Raw genomic sequence first — 14,992 nt, 5'->3', positions numbered from 1 at the left:
GGTTTGGTGTCGGGCGTGGTTGATGCATCATAAATAATAAAAACTGGGGTGGGCTGACTCTCTTTACCCTCTTTATTTTTGACCACATAGTTAATAGGTGTTGGATTGCCATTATACCCTTTCTCTGGGGTAAAGATAACCACACCTGGCTCTTTCGGGTCAAGCTCCCAAGTGCCCTGACCTGATACAACAACTTTTTCAGTTGTCGGGCGTCCAGTTTTTGGATCGATTAGTCTCAACGTCTCTGGTACGGCATTATCCGCATCATTCTTTAGTACATTGACACGCACGGGGTTGTCAGCATCGCCTCTTTCAGAATCGTTAGTGGTAGAAATAACACTATCTGGTGCCGGGGCAGGTTTATCATCGTCATCCTTACCTAAAAAAGGAATCACACCCAAACCAAGTAGTGGCCACCATGGGAAAGTACCAGTGGGCAACATGAGCCATAGTGGGGTTAGATGATGCTCGCCACCTAGTGCCTGACCTTCTACGTCAGCGTCTTGAAGCTGAGTGACATAATCTGCCACCTCACCGGTATCAGGAATATAGTAGTAGTAGTGACCATCTTCGGCAACACCGATAAGAGCCTTATCTTCATCCTCAAAGAACCCTTCGATGATAAGGTCGTCATTTTGCCCTTCACGCTCAAAAGAAACGTGCAGGTCTTTGCCTTTACGCTTGGCAATGATATGGTTGGGAGCACGTCCGATAGAGTGGTCAAAAAACTCATAGTTGACATTTTTATCAGCTTTAATCACATCAGGCTGACCATCATGTGTGGCAAGGGTCAACTCTTTAATTTGCTCCACATGGCTGTGAACTTTGATGGTGACATTTTTTGCAGTAACTGGTACCATAATTATTCTCTTTTTATCTAGTTATGTTGGTAGGTATTATTAACCACCAACCTTAGTGAATATAATGAAAGGTGTTATCAGTAAGTAAACACAGCCATCACACGACGGTTAAGCTGACGACCTTCAGCAGTGTCGTTAGTGGCACGTGGTCTTAGTTCTCCATGACCTTCGGTGGTAACAACCGATTCGTCAACACCATAGGTCTTAACCAATACATCCTTAACCGCCTTGGCACGACGCTCAGATAGAGCTTGGTTATAAGCCTCACTGGCACGGCTGTCGGTATGACCTTCGATGACTACAGTAGCATGTGGATGCTGTTGCATAAAATCAGAAACACGTTTAATCTCTTCGTGATACTTAGATTTGACAAAGTGTTTGTCGGTATCAAAAAGCACTTCGAGCTCGATGGCAAGCGTTCGCTTCGCTGGAGCTTCAACGATAGGAGCTGGAACTGGTTTTGGCGGTGGTGGCGTGGCAGGTGCTGGGCAGTTTGGTACCACACGGCTGATTTGGTGTGCTTGACGGTTGGTGTTTTCTAGAAGTGCTTTAGCACTGTCATTATCAACCTGTTTTAGAGTAGATTTGCCCTGCTCATCCACTTCTAGATAGAAATAGTATGTTGCACCACCGGCTAGGTTGTGCGTCTGGTTATTAATATATAAGTCATTGTGTTTAACACCAGTGATGTCTGAGCTTAGTACGTTAATGCCAGCACAGGAGTAAACTTGACTGTGATTACCTGGTTGCAGACTTACCTGAAAACGGTCGTTAACAGCAATATTGGTACTGGTTTGTAGCGGATCAAGGTCAGCTTGACGAATAAAAACCAAGTTAGTGGCATTGTCTGGGACATTGGCATTAATAACACTGTCTGCATCCACACTCGCTTCTTTATGCCATTTAACATGACCGACAGCTTTTGTATTTTCCTTATCAATAATACGAACAGCATGAGCCGTGGTTGTGCCACACATCGCACCGAGCATGGCTAGACACAAGGTAATTTTAGTAAATTTCATAATCTCTCCTGTGAGAATTAATAACAATTCTTGTTTCTGGTGTCATAAAAAGATTGAAGATGATATAACACAAACCTTGCCTATAGTTTAGCACAAACCACCAAATCAGGCTTAATGTTGACACCATAAAAAAGTACAGTCATCGTAATTTTTTGTGTTTTATTTTGATATAAAATAACAAAATAAAACAATTGTCTGTCAAAAAACGATTGTATTTATTAGTACCGCAAGATTCATGCCAATCTATGTAACATTCTACAGATATAATATTAAGAAAATGTTACCAGTTCGCAATAAAACTACTTCTATTATTGCAAACACAAAAGTCATTACCGACTAGCCTGCAATGACTTCATGAAATCAACAACCATCTAAGCATGCCTGACTTTGGTGTTTGTAATGATGATAGCAAAGGATACATCTGACCTTTTCATCATATCTTTAGGACACCATCAGACAGACACACTACTTACATCACAAAACAAAATAACAAACCAACGGTTCAATGCCCACCTTTGACTTTTTTAAGCATCACCACCAACGCCACAACCAGACAGCCTGCGATAAAGCCCACCACGCCATTATAGATGGTCTCGGTCAGACCGTCAAACATGCCCGAAAAGTGCGACAAATGCTCGGCTTGATGATGTAGTATATCCACGCCATGCACCAAAATACCGCCACCAACCAAGAACATGGCAAGCGTACCTGCGATAGATAGGAATTTCATGAGTTTGGGGGCAAAGGCAAGGAGCAGGTTACCCATTTTTTGTTTGGCAGGGTCAGGTTGTGCCGCCCAATGCATACCCACATCGTCCATTTTGACAATCATCGCCACCAGTCCGTACACCCCCACTGTCATCAAAATGGCAATGGCAGATAGTGCCAAGGCTTTGATCATAAAGGTCGTCGCTGTCATTACCCCAAGCGAGATAACCACAATCTCTGCCGACAAAATAAAGTCGGTGCGAATCGCTCCTTTGATTTTGTCCTGCTCCAACGCCACCAAATCTTCATCGTTGGCGTTGGCTTCTAGGCGTGCCTGATGAGCGTCTTCATCGTCTAAGTCATGGGGTAAGAGCTTGGGGGCGAATTTATGAATGACTTTCTCTGAGCCTTCATAGCACAAAAACAGCCCACCAATCATAAGTAAAGGTGTGATGAGCCACGCCGCCACCGCACTGATGGCAAGAGCTGCTGGCACAAGGATACATTTATTGATAAATGACCCCTTTGCCACCGCCCACACCACCGCAAGCTCACGGTCGGCACGCACGCCTGTTACTTGCTGGGCGTTTAATGCCAAATCATCGCCCAACACACCTGCCGTCTTTTTGGCGGCGACCTTTGTTAATATTGACACGTCATCTAGCAAGGTTGCAATGTCATCTAGTAGTATCAGCAAACTGCCTGCCATAGTTACCCTATTGCCTGTCTTAATAAAGAGCGTAGTTTAGCATAAGCCACCAAACTTTCCTTAGTGATTTTGTAGTTTTGCGGCATTTTTGACTGGCAAAACAAAATACTGATTTTGATTTTTTTAATCAATAAAATCATTAGGCAAATTGATAAAGTTTGGTATAATAACCCTTTTTTCTTTTATCATTTATCATCATGACCATCAAACCCACCCTATCACACACCGCTTTAACCGTCGCCATGACCGCCCTACTGCTGGTCGGGTGCAACCAAGACAACAAAACGAACAACAAGAAAACGGACAGCACGGCAACTGCCACTGACCAAACCCAAGAAACAAGCACCGAGCCAGTGGACAACACCCCTGCCCAAAATGACGACCCCAACCATCAGCCCGATGTCGCCCTTGCTCTACAAAACAACCTAAACAAATCAGGTCTGAACGCTCAGGTTCAGTCCGTCGTCCCAACCGACATGCCCGAGATGTACTGGGCGACTTTGGATGGCGTTTCGCCATTTTTTGTTGATAAAACTGGCACGTACGTCATTCAAGGTGCGGTCATGAAGCTGGGCGATGGCAGACCTGTGGACATCAGTGGTGCCATGATGTCAAAAGCGGTCGTCTCCGAGCTACAAGCCGTGGACAAATCTGAAATGATTATCTTCCCTGCCAAAGGCGAGACCAAAGCGTCCATCTATGTTTTCTCAGACCCCACTTGTCATTATTGCCAACTTCTACACAAAGAGATTGACCAAACCAATGCCGCTGGTATCGAAGTTCGCTATCTGGCATGGCCTCGTGGCGAGTCTATGATAGGTCTGACCGAGAGCGTGTGGTGTAGCAGTGACCGCCAAACCGCCCTAAGCAATGCCAAACAAGGCAAAGACGTCACCGCTCCAAGCTGTGACAACCCCGTGCGAAAACACATGGTACTCGGTCATAAGCTGGGCGTGTCAGGCACGCCTGCCATCTTTGCCGAAAATGGAAAACAGCTTGGGGGCTATCTGCCATCGGCTGAGCTTGCCAAAGAGGCTATTGCCAACCGTTGATGGTTAATTTATAAATAACAAACAAAAGGGCTCGGTTTTAGCCCTTTTTTATAAGATTTTAAAAACAAATCACCACACTCATCAAATCCCATCACCTGTTACAATTTTTACAAAAAATTTTGACAAAACCCATAAAAATTTTTACAAACCCCTAGCATAAGCCATGAACTTATGATAAGTTAAGCAATTCGGTTTTACCGTCAATTTTTGTTATAGATAACCAGTTGGGGCATTCATGAAAGATAAAATTAACATTGCGGTTTTGGGTCTGGGAACAGTTGGTACAGGCGTGGTCAACCTACTAAAAGACAACGCCGTTGAGCTGTCTCGCCGTAGCGGTCATGACATCTGTATCACTCACGTCGGCACAAGGAGGCGGCGAGATGACATTGACCCTACCATCAAACAAAGCGATGATTTGATGTCAATCGCCGCCGATGATGATGTGGACATCGTCATCGAAGTGATTGGCGGTAAGAGCGTCGCCAAAGACGTCATCATCCACGCCATCGAACACAAAAAACACGTCGTCACCGCCAACAAAGCCTTACTTGCCGAACATGGCAATGAGATTTTTGGGCTTGCCGAAGAGCATGGCGTACAGGTGCGTTATGAAGCGGCGGTGGCAGGTGGCATTCCGATTATCAAAATCATCCGTGAAGCCCTAGCCGCCAACAAAGTGGACTGGGTGGCAGGCATCATCAATGGCACGGGCAACTTTATCCTAACTGAAATGCAACAAAAAAACCGTCGTTTTGGCGACGTACTAAAAGAAGCCCAAGCCCTAGGCTATGCCGAAGCTGACCCCACCTTTGACGTTGAAGGTATTGACGCCGCTCATAAGCTGTCCTTGTTGGCATCGATTGCCTTTGGCATTCCTTTGCAGTTTAACAAAGTGTACTGTGAAGGCATCACCAAAATTAACTTGCAAGACGTGGTCTACGCCAAAGAGCTTGGCTACACCATCAAGCATCTCGGCTTTGCGTTTCGTCGTGAACACGGCTTTGAGCTACGTGTCCATCCCACGCTCATCCCCAACAGCACCCTACTTGCCAATGTCAATGGCGTAAAAAATGCCGTCATGGTAGACGCTCACCCGCTGGGGCAGTCGTTGTATTATGGCGATGGTGCAGGAGCGGGGGCGACGGCATCGGCAGTCATGGCGGATGTCATGGATTTGATTTATGTCATCAATGCCAACACCCCAAGCGACGTACCACATTTGGCGTTCGTCCCCGAAGAGCTGTCCGACACTCGCATCCTATCTAGCGATGAGATGACCTGTGGCTACTATCTGCGCTTGACGGTCAAAGATGAGCTGGGCGTACTGGCTGACACCACTCGCATTCTGAGTGAAAACGGCATTAATATTGATGCCATCATGCAACGTGACGCTCACAAATCAGGGCTTGTACCTGTCATCATCTTGACCTTGCCCGTACTTGAATCACAGATGAACAAAGCCATCAAAGAGATAGAAACCCTTGGGGCGGTCACCGAGCCTGTGGTGCGTATCCGCCTAGAAAGTTTAGAATAATAAAGCCAAACCACAAATGGCAGAGTGCAAGATTACAAATTGTCAATTCCCTACCATTTGTGGCATAATAGCATTATTTGAATAGTCATCCGTTAGGAGTTCTCATGAAAGCCAAATTATTTACCGCCATCATCAGCACAAGCCTACTACTTAGTGCCTGCGGGGGTCATAACAACCCAAAAGCCGTGGACAAACTAGAAGAAGCCGAGGCAAATGCCAAAGCCAACGCCCCAAAAGCCGAAGAAGTGAAATTTGACGACCACGGACAGCCCACAATGGGTGGTGTTGGTGGAGCGTCAGATGCATCGGTCGCCCCCGCTACTGATGTAGCAGAAACCACCACAGCCACTCCTGAGACGACAGAAACGGCGAAGCCAGCAAGCACAAAGATGGCAGAGACCATGGCTGTTGCCGAAGCTCCTGCCCCCGCTGAAACAGCAACAGCAAAAGAAACCGCTCCTGCCGACACCGAAACCAAACAATAATCATAAAAATACCGCCTGTCACAAGCAGGCGGTATTTTCTTTATGGCATTCTCTTATAAACTTAACGTCTTTGCTCCACCACAAGCGAATCAATGCCGTTATTACTCAATCTTCTGCTGGCAGACAGTGCTTCTTCCTTAGAGTTCATGGTATTGGAGATGACTTGATACAGCTCCATGCCGTCATCCACACGCTTGATGACCCGAGCATCTATACCCGACATCATGACCTCAGCACGCATGCGGTCAGCTTCATCGGGGTTGTCATAACTGCGAATTTGTAAGATATAAGTATTCTTATGAGCCGTTATCTCAATGTTGCCAGAAGTTGACTCACCTTCATAGGTAGCATCTTCTTCGGTGATGGCTATTTCCGTCTCGTTAGTACCACTTACATTGTCATTCTCTTGATGGCTGTCAGAAATGACCACCGCATCAGGCTTAACCTCAGGTTGCTCAGTTATGGTCGCCTCATCTGTCACTGGCTCACCCCCTGCCACATTCTCCCCTGTATGAAATTCCCGTGTTGGTAGCACTTCATAAAACTCATAGTTATTTGCTTGCTCTTTTTGTGGCAATGGCTCAACTTTGGTAGGCGGATTGACTTCTACCTCTGTCTTAAAACTATCAAACAAAGGCGATAAGTATAAGAAAAATCCTATCATCACCGCAATCACCGCCCCCACAAACATCCAAAGCAGGCTGATAAGCCCTGATGACGTACGAACTTTTTGTTCACGACTGATTGGTTTGTTATAAGGTCTTTGGGGCATAGAATACCTTTTTATGGTTGTTTGTGGTTGGCTATTTATTTTTTGGTAAATACTTTTAGTATAATCATTTTTTTAAAAAATTTTTATAAAAATATTGTAACATTTTTTAACGCATGTCATCTAAGGACAAAACTTGTTAAGCTCGCCTGCCATTTTGCCAAAAAATACCCAAAACCCCAAAAGCTGATAAACTTTTTGGGTTTTGGGTAAATCACACCACAAGATGCCCAACAGAATATTAGGGTATTTTTATTTTAAGCCTTTAACTGGCGTTCCATCTCATCAAATTCGCCCATAATCTTGGCACTGGGCGGTGGGGTCAAAAGTGAGACAACCACGGTCGCAATGGTACTCAGCACAAAGCCAGGCATGATGGAATAAATGGCGTCATTGGCAGGCTGTCCGCCAATCGTAATACCCCCATACACCCAGACGATGACGGTCAATGCCCCGACAATCATGCCTGCCAAAGCCCCTTGGTAGTTCATGCGTTTCCACATAAGCGAGAGTAGCACCAACGGACCAAACGCCGCCCCAAAACCTGCCCACGCGTGCGAGACCATCTTTAACACCGAGCTGTCTTTGTCCCCTGCCAGCATAATTGCAAGCACCGCCACCAGTACCACCGAGATACGCCCGACCATGATTTGACGGGATTCGGACGCTTCTTTATCCAAAAACAGCTTGTACACATCACGGGCAAGAGAGCTTGACACCACCAGTAGCTGACTAGAAATGGTACTCATAATCGCCGCCAATATCGCCGCCAGCAAGAAGCCACCGATGAGCGGATGAAACAAAAGCTGTGAGAACACCAAGAAAACTGTCTCAGGGTCATCTAGGTTCATGCCCTTATTATGGATATATGCCACGCCCGACACACCAACAAACAATGCCCCAATCAAGCTCAATATCATCCAGCCCATGCCAATACCGCACGCCACAGGCACGTCCTTAACCGAGCGAATCGCCATAAACCGCACGATGATGTGTGGCTGTCCAAAATAGCCCAGACCCCACGCTGCTAGCGAAATCGCCCCCATGACACTCACGCCACTCATGATGTTAAACAGCTCAGGGTTCACAGAACGTGCCACGTCCATGCCAGCACTGATACCGCCGATTTCATTGAAGGCGACAAACGGCACCAGCAGCATGGCAATGAGCATAATCACCCCTTGGACAAAGTCAGTCAAGGACACCGCCAAAAATCCGCCAAAGAGCGTATACGCCACGACCACGCCTGCCGTCACCCACAGACCCAAGCCATAATCAAGCCCGAGCGAGCTTTCAAAAAGCTTACCGCCTCCAACCAGACTTGCCGCCGTATAGACCGTAAAGAACATGATGACCACGATGGCAGAAACCATACGAAGTAGGTGCGTTTTATCATCAAAGCGATTGGCAAAAAAGTCGGGCAAAGTAATGGCATTACCTGCCACTTCGGTGTACACACGCAGACGTGGGGCAACGAGCAGATAGTTGGCAAATGCCCCGACCGTCAGCCCCCCTGCTATCCACAAACTCACAATGCCTGACGCATACATATAACCAGGTAACCCCAGCAGTAGCCAGCCCGACATATCAGACGCCCCCGCCGAGAGTGCCGTTACCGCAGGCGATAAGTTACGCCCACCGAGCATATAGCCTTCGACATCTTTTTTTTGTTTAAAATAGGCATACACCCCAATGGCAATCATGCCCAAAAAATAAATTGACAGCGAAATCCATACGCCCGCCCCGCCTGATGTTACAGCGTCCATGACACACTCCTTACATTGTTTAACAAAAAAGTAACAAGCGATTATAACAAAATTAAATTCATTTGCAAATGGGGTGCACCTTATTTAAACACTTGTTATTTTTATAAAAATTATCAGGTATTAGCAAATGGTTTGGCTGATTTGCAAAAACCACTTGCCACATCGCCCAAACTGGCTTATAATAGTTCGCCATTTTGCAAATTCTTTTGCACTTTTGTATGATGATTGGTCGAAAATCATCATTTTTGTAGCCTTTTAATATAGGAAATCCTTATGAGCTATACTCTAACTACGGTAGCACGTGCTGCCGACGAGCAGGGCAAAGGTTCGAGCCGCCGCCTGCGTAAAGCCAATCTTATCCCTGCCATCGTTTATGGCGGTGATGCTAAGCCACTATCTGTGAGCGTTAAGCTAAACGAACTGGTGAAAGCCCTACAAGACGAGAGCTTCTTTTCAAGCGTGACCACACTTGCCATTGATGGTAATGACCAAGAAGTCATCATTAAGGCTCTACAACGCCACCCTTCAAAAGGCACACCACTTCACGTAGACTTCCAACGTGTTGTTCGTGGTCAAACCATGCACTTTACCGTGCCTGTACACTTCACTGGTACTGCCAAAGGCATTAAAGCAGGTGGTATCCTACAAACCAACGTGACCGAGCTACACATCAACTGCTTGCCACGCCAACTGCCAGAAGCTATCGAAGTGGACGTGACCGACCTAGAAATCGGCGACCTACTACGCTTCTCTGACATCAAACTTGCCGATGGCATTACCATCATTGAGCTTGACAGCAACGCCACCGACCGTGTTGTGGTTAGCGTACAAGCACCAACTGTTTCTGCTGACAGCGAAACCAACGAAGAGAGCACAGACGCTGAATAAGTCGTCACTCTCAACAAAAGCCAATGGGTCATCTATTGGCTTTTTGTTTATTTCATCATCTATGGGGCAATCATGATAAAACTCATCGTCGGTCTGGGCAATGTCGGTGCAGAATACAAAGACACTCGCCATAACGCAGGCTTTTGGTTCGTGGACGCTTTGTGCGACAAATTTGGCATCACGCTCACCCATGACAAAAAATTCCATGGCAGTGTCGGGCGTGGCACGATACACGGACAAGATGTCCGCCTACTGACCCCTGATACATTCATGAACCGCTCAGGACTGGCGGTCGCCCCCCTTGCCAAATTCTATAACATCGCCCCCCATGAGATACTCATCGCTCATGATGAGCTTGACATCTCGGCAGGTAGCCTACGCCTAAAAAAGGGCGGGGGGCATGGCGGACACAACGGCTTAAAGGACATCGCCCCCCACATCGGAGCGGACTTTTGGCGACTGCGTGTCGGCATTGGCAGACCTGCTCACTCATCACAGGTCAGCGGTTGGGTACTGTCAAAACCCACGTCCGATGACCGCATTAGTATAGATAAGGCGATAGAGTGTGGCATTGACGCCTTAGAGCTACTCATCAAAGGCGATGAACAAAAAGCCATCAGTCTTGCCAATGGGTTTAAGCCAACATGAGTGTTTTTGCCCATTTGTTCGCCCACCCTGTCCGTCTGCTCGCCCCGATGGAGGGCTTGACCGACCCACTCATGAGACAGATCTTGACACAGATTGCTCATGATTTGGGTCGCCCTTATGATTGGTCAGTGAGTGAGTTTATTCGTGTCACGCATTATCCCTTGCCTGCCCATGTGTTCTATAAATATGTGCCAGAGCTACTCACGGACGGTAAGACAGCAAGTGGCACGCCCATTCATGTTCAGCTACTGGGCAACAACCCTGACACCATGAGCCAAAGTGCCGTTACAGCGGTGTCGCTTGGGGCGTGTGCGATAGATTTAAATTTTGGTTGCCCTGCCAAAACGGTCAATAACCACAAAGGTGGTTCGGTACTGCTTGATGAACCTGATACGCTGTACGCCATCATCTCTGCCGTGCGTGGGGCTGTCCCCGCTCATATTCCTGTATCGGCAAAAATCCGCCTAGGCTATACCGATATGGGCAAAATGAGCGACATCGGGCAAGCGGTCAAACAGGCGAATACAAGCTGGCTTACCATTCACGCCCGCACCAAAGTACAAGGCTACAAGCCCCCTGCCTATTGGGACAAAATCGCCCCTTTTACCGAGCTTGGTTTGCCCATTATTGCCAATGGCGAGATTTGGAATGCGACTCACGCCCACGACTGCATCCGTCAGGCGAACACGCCACATCTTATGCTAGGGCGTGGGGCAGTCACTCGCCCAGACCTTGTGGCGAGTATTGAAAATACAGACAAAACCTTGACATGGGCGGAGCTAATCCCCCACCAAATCGCTTTTTTGAATGACACCACCGACAACCAAAGCGGACTCATCGGTCGCTATAAACAATGGCTCGGTATGCTTACCAAAGGCTATGATGAAGCAGATAAACTGTGGGATATTGTCAAAAAAGAAAAGGACAAGGCACAGATTATCTCGCACTTATCGCAGTCGGCGCCTGCTTAGCTGACAAACCCAAAATAAAAGGGCAATCATCAAGACCGCCCTTTTATTTTATTATTACGCCACTCTCAATTTTGTATAAGTGATTGATGTATCAAGGGCGAATGTAATTCACCCCTATAAATAAAAAATAATTACTGGGGAATCAAAAAGTTGCTATTTTAAGTTGAGAATGAAGTTGTTAGTAATTACAGTTTTTAACCCTTAATCCGCTCAATATTGACCCCAAGCGATTTAAGTTTGCTCTCCACATTATCATAACCTCTATCAATGTGATAAATGCGGTCGATGATACTCTCGCCATCGGCACACGCCGCCGCCATGACAAGCGACATGGACGCACGCAAATCGGTTGCCATAACAGGAGCAGGCATAAAGCTATCCACGCCCGTAACAATGGCGGTATGTCCGTCAATGCGGATATTTGCCCCCATGCGGTTTAGCTCAGGGACGTGCATAAAGCGGTTTTCAAAGATGTTTTCAATAATGGTACTCGTGCCGTCCGCCAAACAGCACACTGCCATGAGCTGGGCTTGCATGTCGGTGGGAAAACCGGGGTGGACTTGGGTGCGAATGTCCACCGCCTTGGGTCTGCCTGTCATCACAGCACGAATCCAGTCATCACCTGTGGTAATGGTTGCCCCCATGGCTTCAAATTTCTTTAGGACAGGGTGCAAAAGCTCAGCCGATGTGTTGGTGGTCAAGACATCGCCTTCACTCATCAAAGCCCCAGCCAGATATGAACCCGTCTCAATGCGGTCGGCAATCACGCTGTATTCACAACCGTGCAAGCTCTCCACACCTTCAATAATCATGGTCGGCGTACCAATGCCGTCAATCTTTGCCCCCATGGCGACAAGCATATTTGCCAAATCCACCACTTCTGGCTCACAGGCACAGTTTTCAAGGCGAGTTGTACCACAAGCCAGAGACGCTGCCATGATGACATTCTCTGTACCGCCAACGGTTATCATGTCAAAGGTAAAATCACAACCTATCAGACGTCCGCCAGCAGGGGCTTTTGCTTTGACATAGCCATTTTCTACACTAATGTTCGCTCCCATGGCTTCAAAGGCTTTTAGGTGCTGATCAACAGGGCGTGAACCGATAGAACAGCCCCCTGGTAAGGAGACTTCGGCTTCACCAAATCGCCCAAGCAACGCCCCAAGCACCAAGATAGATGCACGCATGGTACGCACCAGCTCATACGGAGCATAATAGTTGGCAACGTGGCGAGCGTCTGTGATGACGGTGTTGCCTTCTTTTTTGATGGCAACACCCATGCCAGCGATGAGCTTGATGAGTGTGTCGGTGTCTTTTAGGGTGGGGACGTTGTGTAGCACCGTCTCGTCATTGGGCAGTAGCATACCTGCCAATAAAGGCAGGGCAGCGTTTTTTGAGCCAGAAATGGCAACTTCGCCTGCGATACGGGTTTTACCGATGATTTTAAACTTGTCCATGATTATCTCTTTTTGGCTTCGTATTCGGCAGGTGTCAAGGCATGAATGGTCAAGGCGTGCATCGCTCCGCTTTGGATGTGCGGATTGGCAATCGCGTATACCACCTGTTGGCGTTGCACCAGACGTTTACCGTCAAAGCTGTCATCCACGATAAGCACTTCAAATTTATTGCCTTGATTGACCGCTTGAATCTCAGCACTTGGAAAATGGGGGCGTAATAAGGCGATCAGGTCATCTGCATTCATAAAAAAATCTCTATATTTTGGGCGATATTATCGCCATCAAATCATGTTACCGATAAAAAAGTAAAAACGGGTTATTATATCAAATTTCCCGCTTTTACAGTAGGGCGTGTTGAATATTTATATTTGCAATGAAAAATGAGAAAAATCGCCCGTTTTTCAAGGAAAAAACTTGAGGCTATAGTCATTTTATCAGACCAGTTTTTGACGCAGAAAAACAAGATTTAGCCATTTTTCATGCAAAATATCTTTTTATTTTACAATTTTTTAAAGTTTAAATTGTGTTATAAATATTCGGCACGCCCTAACCACATTGTTAAAATTTGTTGGTTAGGGCTTGCTGGTATTGTTATACAGATTCACATAGCTTGATGTTGGGTTACCTTCCATTCTGATCACAGGAATATCACGATTTTGTGTGCCGTGATTATTCACAGGGTAATTATTTGCAGGATAGTTATTTACAGGGGTATTAATGGGATAATTATTGACAGGTGCATAACCCGTATTTGGCTGAGTTGGCACAGTCGGTGCAATTTGCGTGTTGGGGTACATGCTCTGCGGATAGCTCGTGGTTGACACAGAGTTAGTAGGCACGTTCGGATAAACAGGACTAGCAGGTGTATTAACAACTGCATTGCCACCATAGACCATGCCCCCCGCGTTGGGATTGTCATCAATGGCGACATTCTCGCCTGTCAAAGCAAGCAGAGCTGATGTATCGCCATCTATGCGTGTGCCAAGCATTCGCACCCCTTCTATGTCCTGCACCGATGAGATAATATTAACAATCGTCTGCTCTTGCTGAGCGGTCAAAAATCCGACCACATACGCCATGTTGTCTCGCACCACCAGTTTGTACTGCGACGACCTGATACCGCCTGCACTCACGATTTTGGCGATGATTTTTGATTTTAGGTAGTTTTCGTGCAGGGTGTGGCTTTGAGCCTTGGGCGTATTGGTTACGGTTAGATTGTCATACACTTGCTTGACATCATTAATCGACGCCACCATATTCGCCACGTCTGCCTTGACCTGCTGGCTTGGTACTTCGCCTGTCAGCAGTACTTCACGGCGAAAACTGTCAATGGCAATGCGTACATTATTCTCACTCACATCCCTAATGTTGGTCAGATTCTTATAACTGGTGCGTTCGATGGCTTCATCGCTGATACGCTCGGGGATGGTGCGGTACATGGCAGGCACGCCATAATAGCCTGTGCTGGCGTTGGTGCTGGTATTGGCGTTTTGGGTGGCACAGGCGGTCATGAGCATGGCGGTGGCAATCACGCCCACAAGCACTTTAATAGATGGTAAAGACGACATGGATGCTTCCTAATAATCGGTTTGGCTCTCATTCTACCAAAAAGGCGTTTCTTAGCCAATGGGTTTTTGTCTGACTTTCATTACTTTTTTGTCCTGCCTGCCCTATTGGTGGCACATCAAAGGCAATCACATCAAATCGATATGCCAAGGCTTGCTTTTGACTGGTAGTGAGTCCAAGATTTTGCAAAAACTCATCGCCATACGCCAAAAAATGCTCAGCCGTCTTGATGATTTTGTTTTGTTTGGCACGTGTTACCGTCTCTATCGCCTGCCCATAGCGAGCATTGGGGCTTATCTTACGCATTTTGACTTCCACAAACACAAGCGTCGGACACACCCCGCCTGCCTGCCGTGGCTCATCATGATAAGCGATGATGTCAATCTCGCCTGTGCGATGTGCGGTGTAGTTGGTCGTGATGATGGTCAGCCCCTGCTGTCTCAAAAACGCTTGGGCGAGCTGTTCATAATGGTCTCCAAGAGTTCTCATGGCGTACTCACTCAAATGGGCTAGCATAACAAATTTTACAAAACCTAAACTGTAAAATAAACCCC

The 14,992-nt window shown here is 46.9% G+C and carries 15 protein-coding genes; 6 read left to right on the top strand and 9 right to left on the bottom strand.

The window, feature by feature from the left end; genetic code table 11:
- From B0182_RS14275 to B0182_RS06130, 3 genes are all read right to left on the bottom strand, one after another.
- A partial coding sequence (locus B0182_RS14275; RefSeq protein WP_158079647.1) for an Ig-like domain-containing protein occupies positions 1 to 860 on the bottom strand: 860 nt, incomplete at its 3' end.
- A gap of 77 nt (positions 861 to 937) precedes the next feature.
- Complete coding sequence (locus B0182_RS06135; RefSeq protein ID WP_078274075.1) at positions 938 to 1,882, bottom strand: OmpA family protein; 945 nt, start codon at positions 1,880 to 1,882, stop codon at positions 938 to 940.
- 502 nt (positions 1,883 to 2,384) lie between these two features.
- The gene (locus B0182_RS06130; protein WP_078274074.1) at positions 2,385 to 3,299 is read right to left on the bottom strand and encodes a DUF808 domain-containing protein; all 915 of its coding nucleotides are present in this window, start codon (positions 3,297 to 3,299) and stop codon (positions 2,385 to 2,387) included.
- 197 nt (positions 3,300 to 3,496) lie between these two features.
- Here B0182_RS06130 and B0182_RS06125 point away from each other — a divergent pair, with 197 nt between their 5' ends.
- The 3 genes from B0182_RS06125 (at position 3,497) to B0182_RS06115 (ending at position 6,373) form a co-directional block, all read left to right on the top strand.
- Positions 3,497 to 4,351, top strand: a complete 855-nt coding sequence (locus tag B0182_RS06125; RefSeq protein WP_078274073.1) for a DsbC family protein — start codon at positions 3,497 to 3,499, stop codon at positions 4,349 to 4,351.
- Between the two features lie 235 nt (positions 4,352 to 4,586).
- On the top strand, positions 4,587 to 5,888 hold the full coding sequence (locus B0182_RS06120) for a homoserine dehydrogenase (protein WP_078274072.1): 1,302 nt from the start codon (positions 4,587 to 4,589) through the stop codon (positions 5,886 to 5,888).
- Between the two features lie 104 nt (positions 5,889 to 5,992).
- Positions 5,993 to 6,373, top strand: a complete 381-nt coding sequence (locus B0182_RS06115; protein ID WP_078274071.1) for a hypothetical protein — start codon at positions 5,993 to 5,995, stop codon at positions 6,371 to 6,373.
- Positions 6,374 to 6,434: 61 nt separating this feature from the next.
- Here B0182_RS06115 and B0182_RS06110 read toward each other — a convergent pair whose 3' ends face one another.
- Positions 6,435 to 7,145, bottom strand: a complete 711-nt coding sequence (locus B0182_RS06110; protein WP_078274070.1) for an SPOR domain-containing protein — start codon at positions 7,143 to 7,145, stop codon at positions 6,435 to 6,437.
- 254 nt (positions 7,146 to 7,399) lie between these two features.
- Positions 7,400 to 8,908: a sodium/proline symporter PutP gene (putP, locus tag B0182_RS06105; RefSeq protein ID WP_078274069.1), complete on the bottom strand. Its 1,509-nt coding sequence runs from the start codon at positions 8,906 to 8,908 to the stop codon at positions 7,400 to 7,402.
- A gap of 273 nt (positions 8,909 to 9,181) precedes the next feature.
- On the opposite strand from putP, the gene B0182_RS06100 reads away from it, so the two are divergent.
- From B0182_RS06100 to B0182_RS06090, 3 genes are all read left to right on the top strand, one after another.
- Positions 9,182 to 9,796: a 50S ribosomal protein L25/general stress protein Ctc gene (locus B0182_RS06100; protein ID WP_078274068.1), complete on the top strand. Its 615-nt coding sequence runs from the start codon at positions 9,182 to 9,184 to the stop codon at positions 9,794 to 9,796.
- Positions 9,797 to 9,865: 69 nt separating this feature from the next.
- Complete coding sequence (gene pth / locus B0182_RS06095; protein WP_078274067.1) at positions 9,866 to 10,444, top strand: aminoacyl-tRNA hydrolase; 579 nt, start codon at positions 9,866 to 9,868, stop codon at positions 10,442 to 10,444.
- Entirely contained in the window at positions 10,441 to 11,415 is a 975-nt protein-coding gene (locus B0182_RS06090) for a tRNA dihydrouridine synthase (protein WP_078274066.1), read from the top strand. The genes pth and B0182_RS06090 overlap by 4 nt, the downstream gene beginning before the upstream one ends.
- A gap of 194 nt (positions 11,416 to 11,609) precedes the next feature.
- On the opposite strand, the gene murA is transcribed toward B0182_RS06090, so the two are convergent.
- The 4 genes from murA to B0182_RS06070 form a co-directional block, all read right to left on the bottom strand.
- Complete coding sequence (murA, locus tag B0182_RS06085) at positions 11,610 to 12,872, bottom strand: UDP-N-acetylglucosamine 1-carboxyvinyltransferase (RefSeq protein ID WP_078274065.1); 1,263 nt, start codon at positions 12,870 to 12,872, stop codon at positions 11,610 to 11,612.
- Positions 12,873 to 12,874: 2 nt separating this feature from the next.
- Positions 12,875 to 13,117: a BolA family protein gene (locus B0182_RS06080; RefSeq protein ID WP_078274064.1), complete on the bottom strand. Its 243-nt coding sequence runs from the start codon at positions 13,115 to 13,117 to the stop codon at positions 12,875 to 12,877.
- Between the two features lie 327 nt (positions 13,118 to 13,444).
- Positions 13,445 to 14,440: a BON domain-containing protein gene (locus B0182_RS06075; RefSeq protein WP_078274063.1), complete on the bottom strand. Its 996-nt coding sequence runs from the start codon at positions 14,438 to 14,440 to the stop codon at positions 13,445 to 13,447.
- A 28-nt stretch (positions 14,441 to 14,468) separates the two neighbouring features.
- Complete coding sequence (locus B0182_RS06070) at positions 14,469 to 14,927, bottom strand: YraN family protein (protein WP_158079646.1); 459 nt, start codon at positions 14,925 to 14,927, stop codon at positions 14,469 to 14,471.
- Between the last annotated feature and the right edge of the window lie 65 nt (positions 14,928 to 14,992).

Origin of the sequence: Moraxella bovis (assembly GCF_002014975.1) — a bacterium.
In the GTDB taxonomy this organism is placed as follows: domain Bacteria; phylum Pseudomonadota; class Gammaproteobacteria; order Pseudomonadales; family Moraxellaceae; genus Moraxella; species Moraxella bovis.
This window is presented reverse-complemented; position numbering and strand designations above follow the sequence as displayed.

Bases quoted from the DNA above. Each gene is read 5' to 3' on its own strand.
- B0182_RS06135 (WP_078274075.1), bottom strand. From the start codon at position 1,882: ATGAAATTTACTAAAATTACCTTGTGTCTAGCCATGCTCGGTGCGATG.
- B0182_RS06130 (WP_078274074.1), bottom strand. From the start codon at position 3,299: ATGGCAGGCAGTTTGCTGATACTACTAGATGACATTGCAACCTTGCTA.
- B0182_RS06125 (WP_078274073.1), top strand. From the start codon at position 3,497: ATGACCATCAAACCCACCCTATCACACACCGCTTTAACCGTCGCCATG.
- B0182_RS06120 (WP_078274072.1), top strand. From the start codon at position 4,587: ATGAAAGATAAAATTAACATTGCGGTTTTGGGTCTGGGAACAGTTGGT.
- B0182_RS06115 (WP_078274071.1), top strand. From the start codon at position 5,993: ATGAAAGCCAAATTATTTACCGCCATCATCAGCACAAGCCTACTACTT.
- B0182_RS06110 (WP_078274070.1), bottom strand. From the start codon at position 7,145: ATGCCCCAAAGACCTTATAACAAACCAATCAGTCGTGAACAAAAAGTT.
- putP (WP_078274069.1), bottom strand. From the start codon at position 8,908: ATGGACGCTGTAACATCAGGCGGGGCGGGCGTATGGATTTCGCTGTCA.
- B0182_RS06100 (WP_078274068.1), top strand. From the start codon at position 9,182: ATGAGCTATACTCTAACTACGGTAGCACGTGCTGCCGACGAGCAGGGC.
- B0182_RS06090 (WP_078274066.1), top strand. From the start codon at position 10,441: ATGAGTGTTTTTGCCCATTTGTTCGCCCACCCTGTCCGTCTGCTCGCC.
- murA (WP_078274065.1), bottom strand. From the start codon at position 12,872: ATGGACAAGTTTAAAATCATCGGTAAAACCCGTATCGCAGGCGAAGTT.
- B0182_RS06080 (WP_078274064.1), bottom strand. From the start codon at position 13,117: ATGAATGCAGATGACCTGATCGCCTTATTACGCCCCCATTTTCCAAGT.
- B0182_RS06075 (WP_078274063.1), bottom strand. From the start codon at position 14,440: ATGTCGTCTTTACCATCTATTAAAGTGCTTGTGGGCGTGATTGCCACC.
- B0182_RS06070 (WP_158079646.1), bottom strand. From the start codon at position 14,927: ATGAGAACTCTTGGAGACCATTATGAACAGCTCGCCCAAGCGTTTTTG.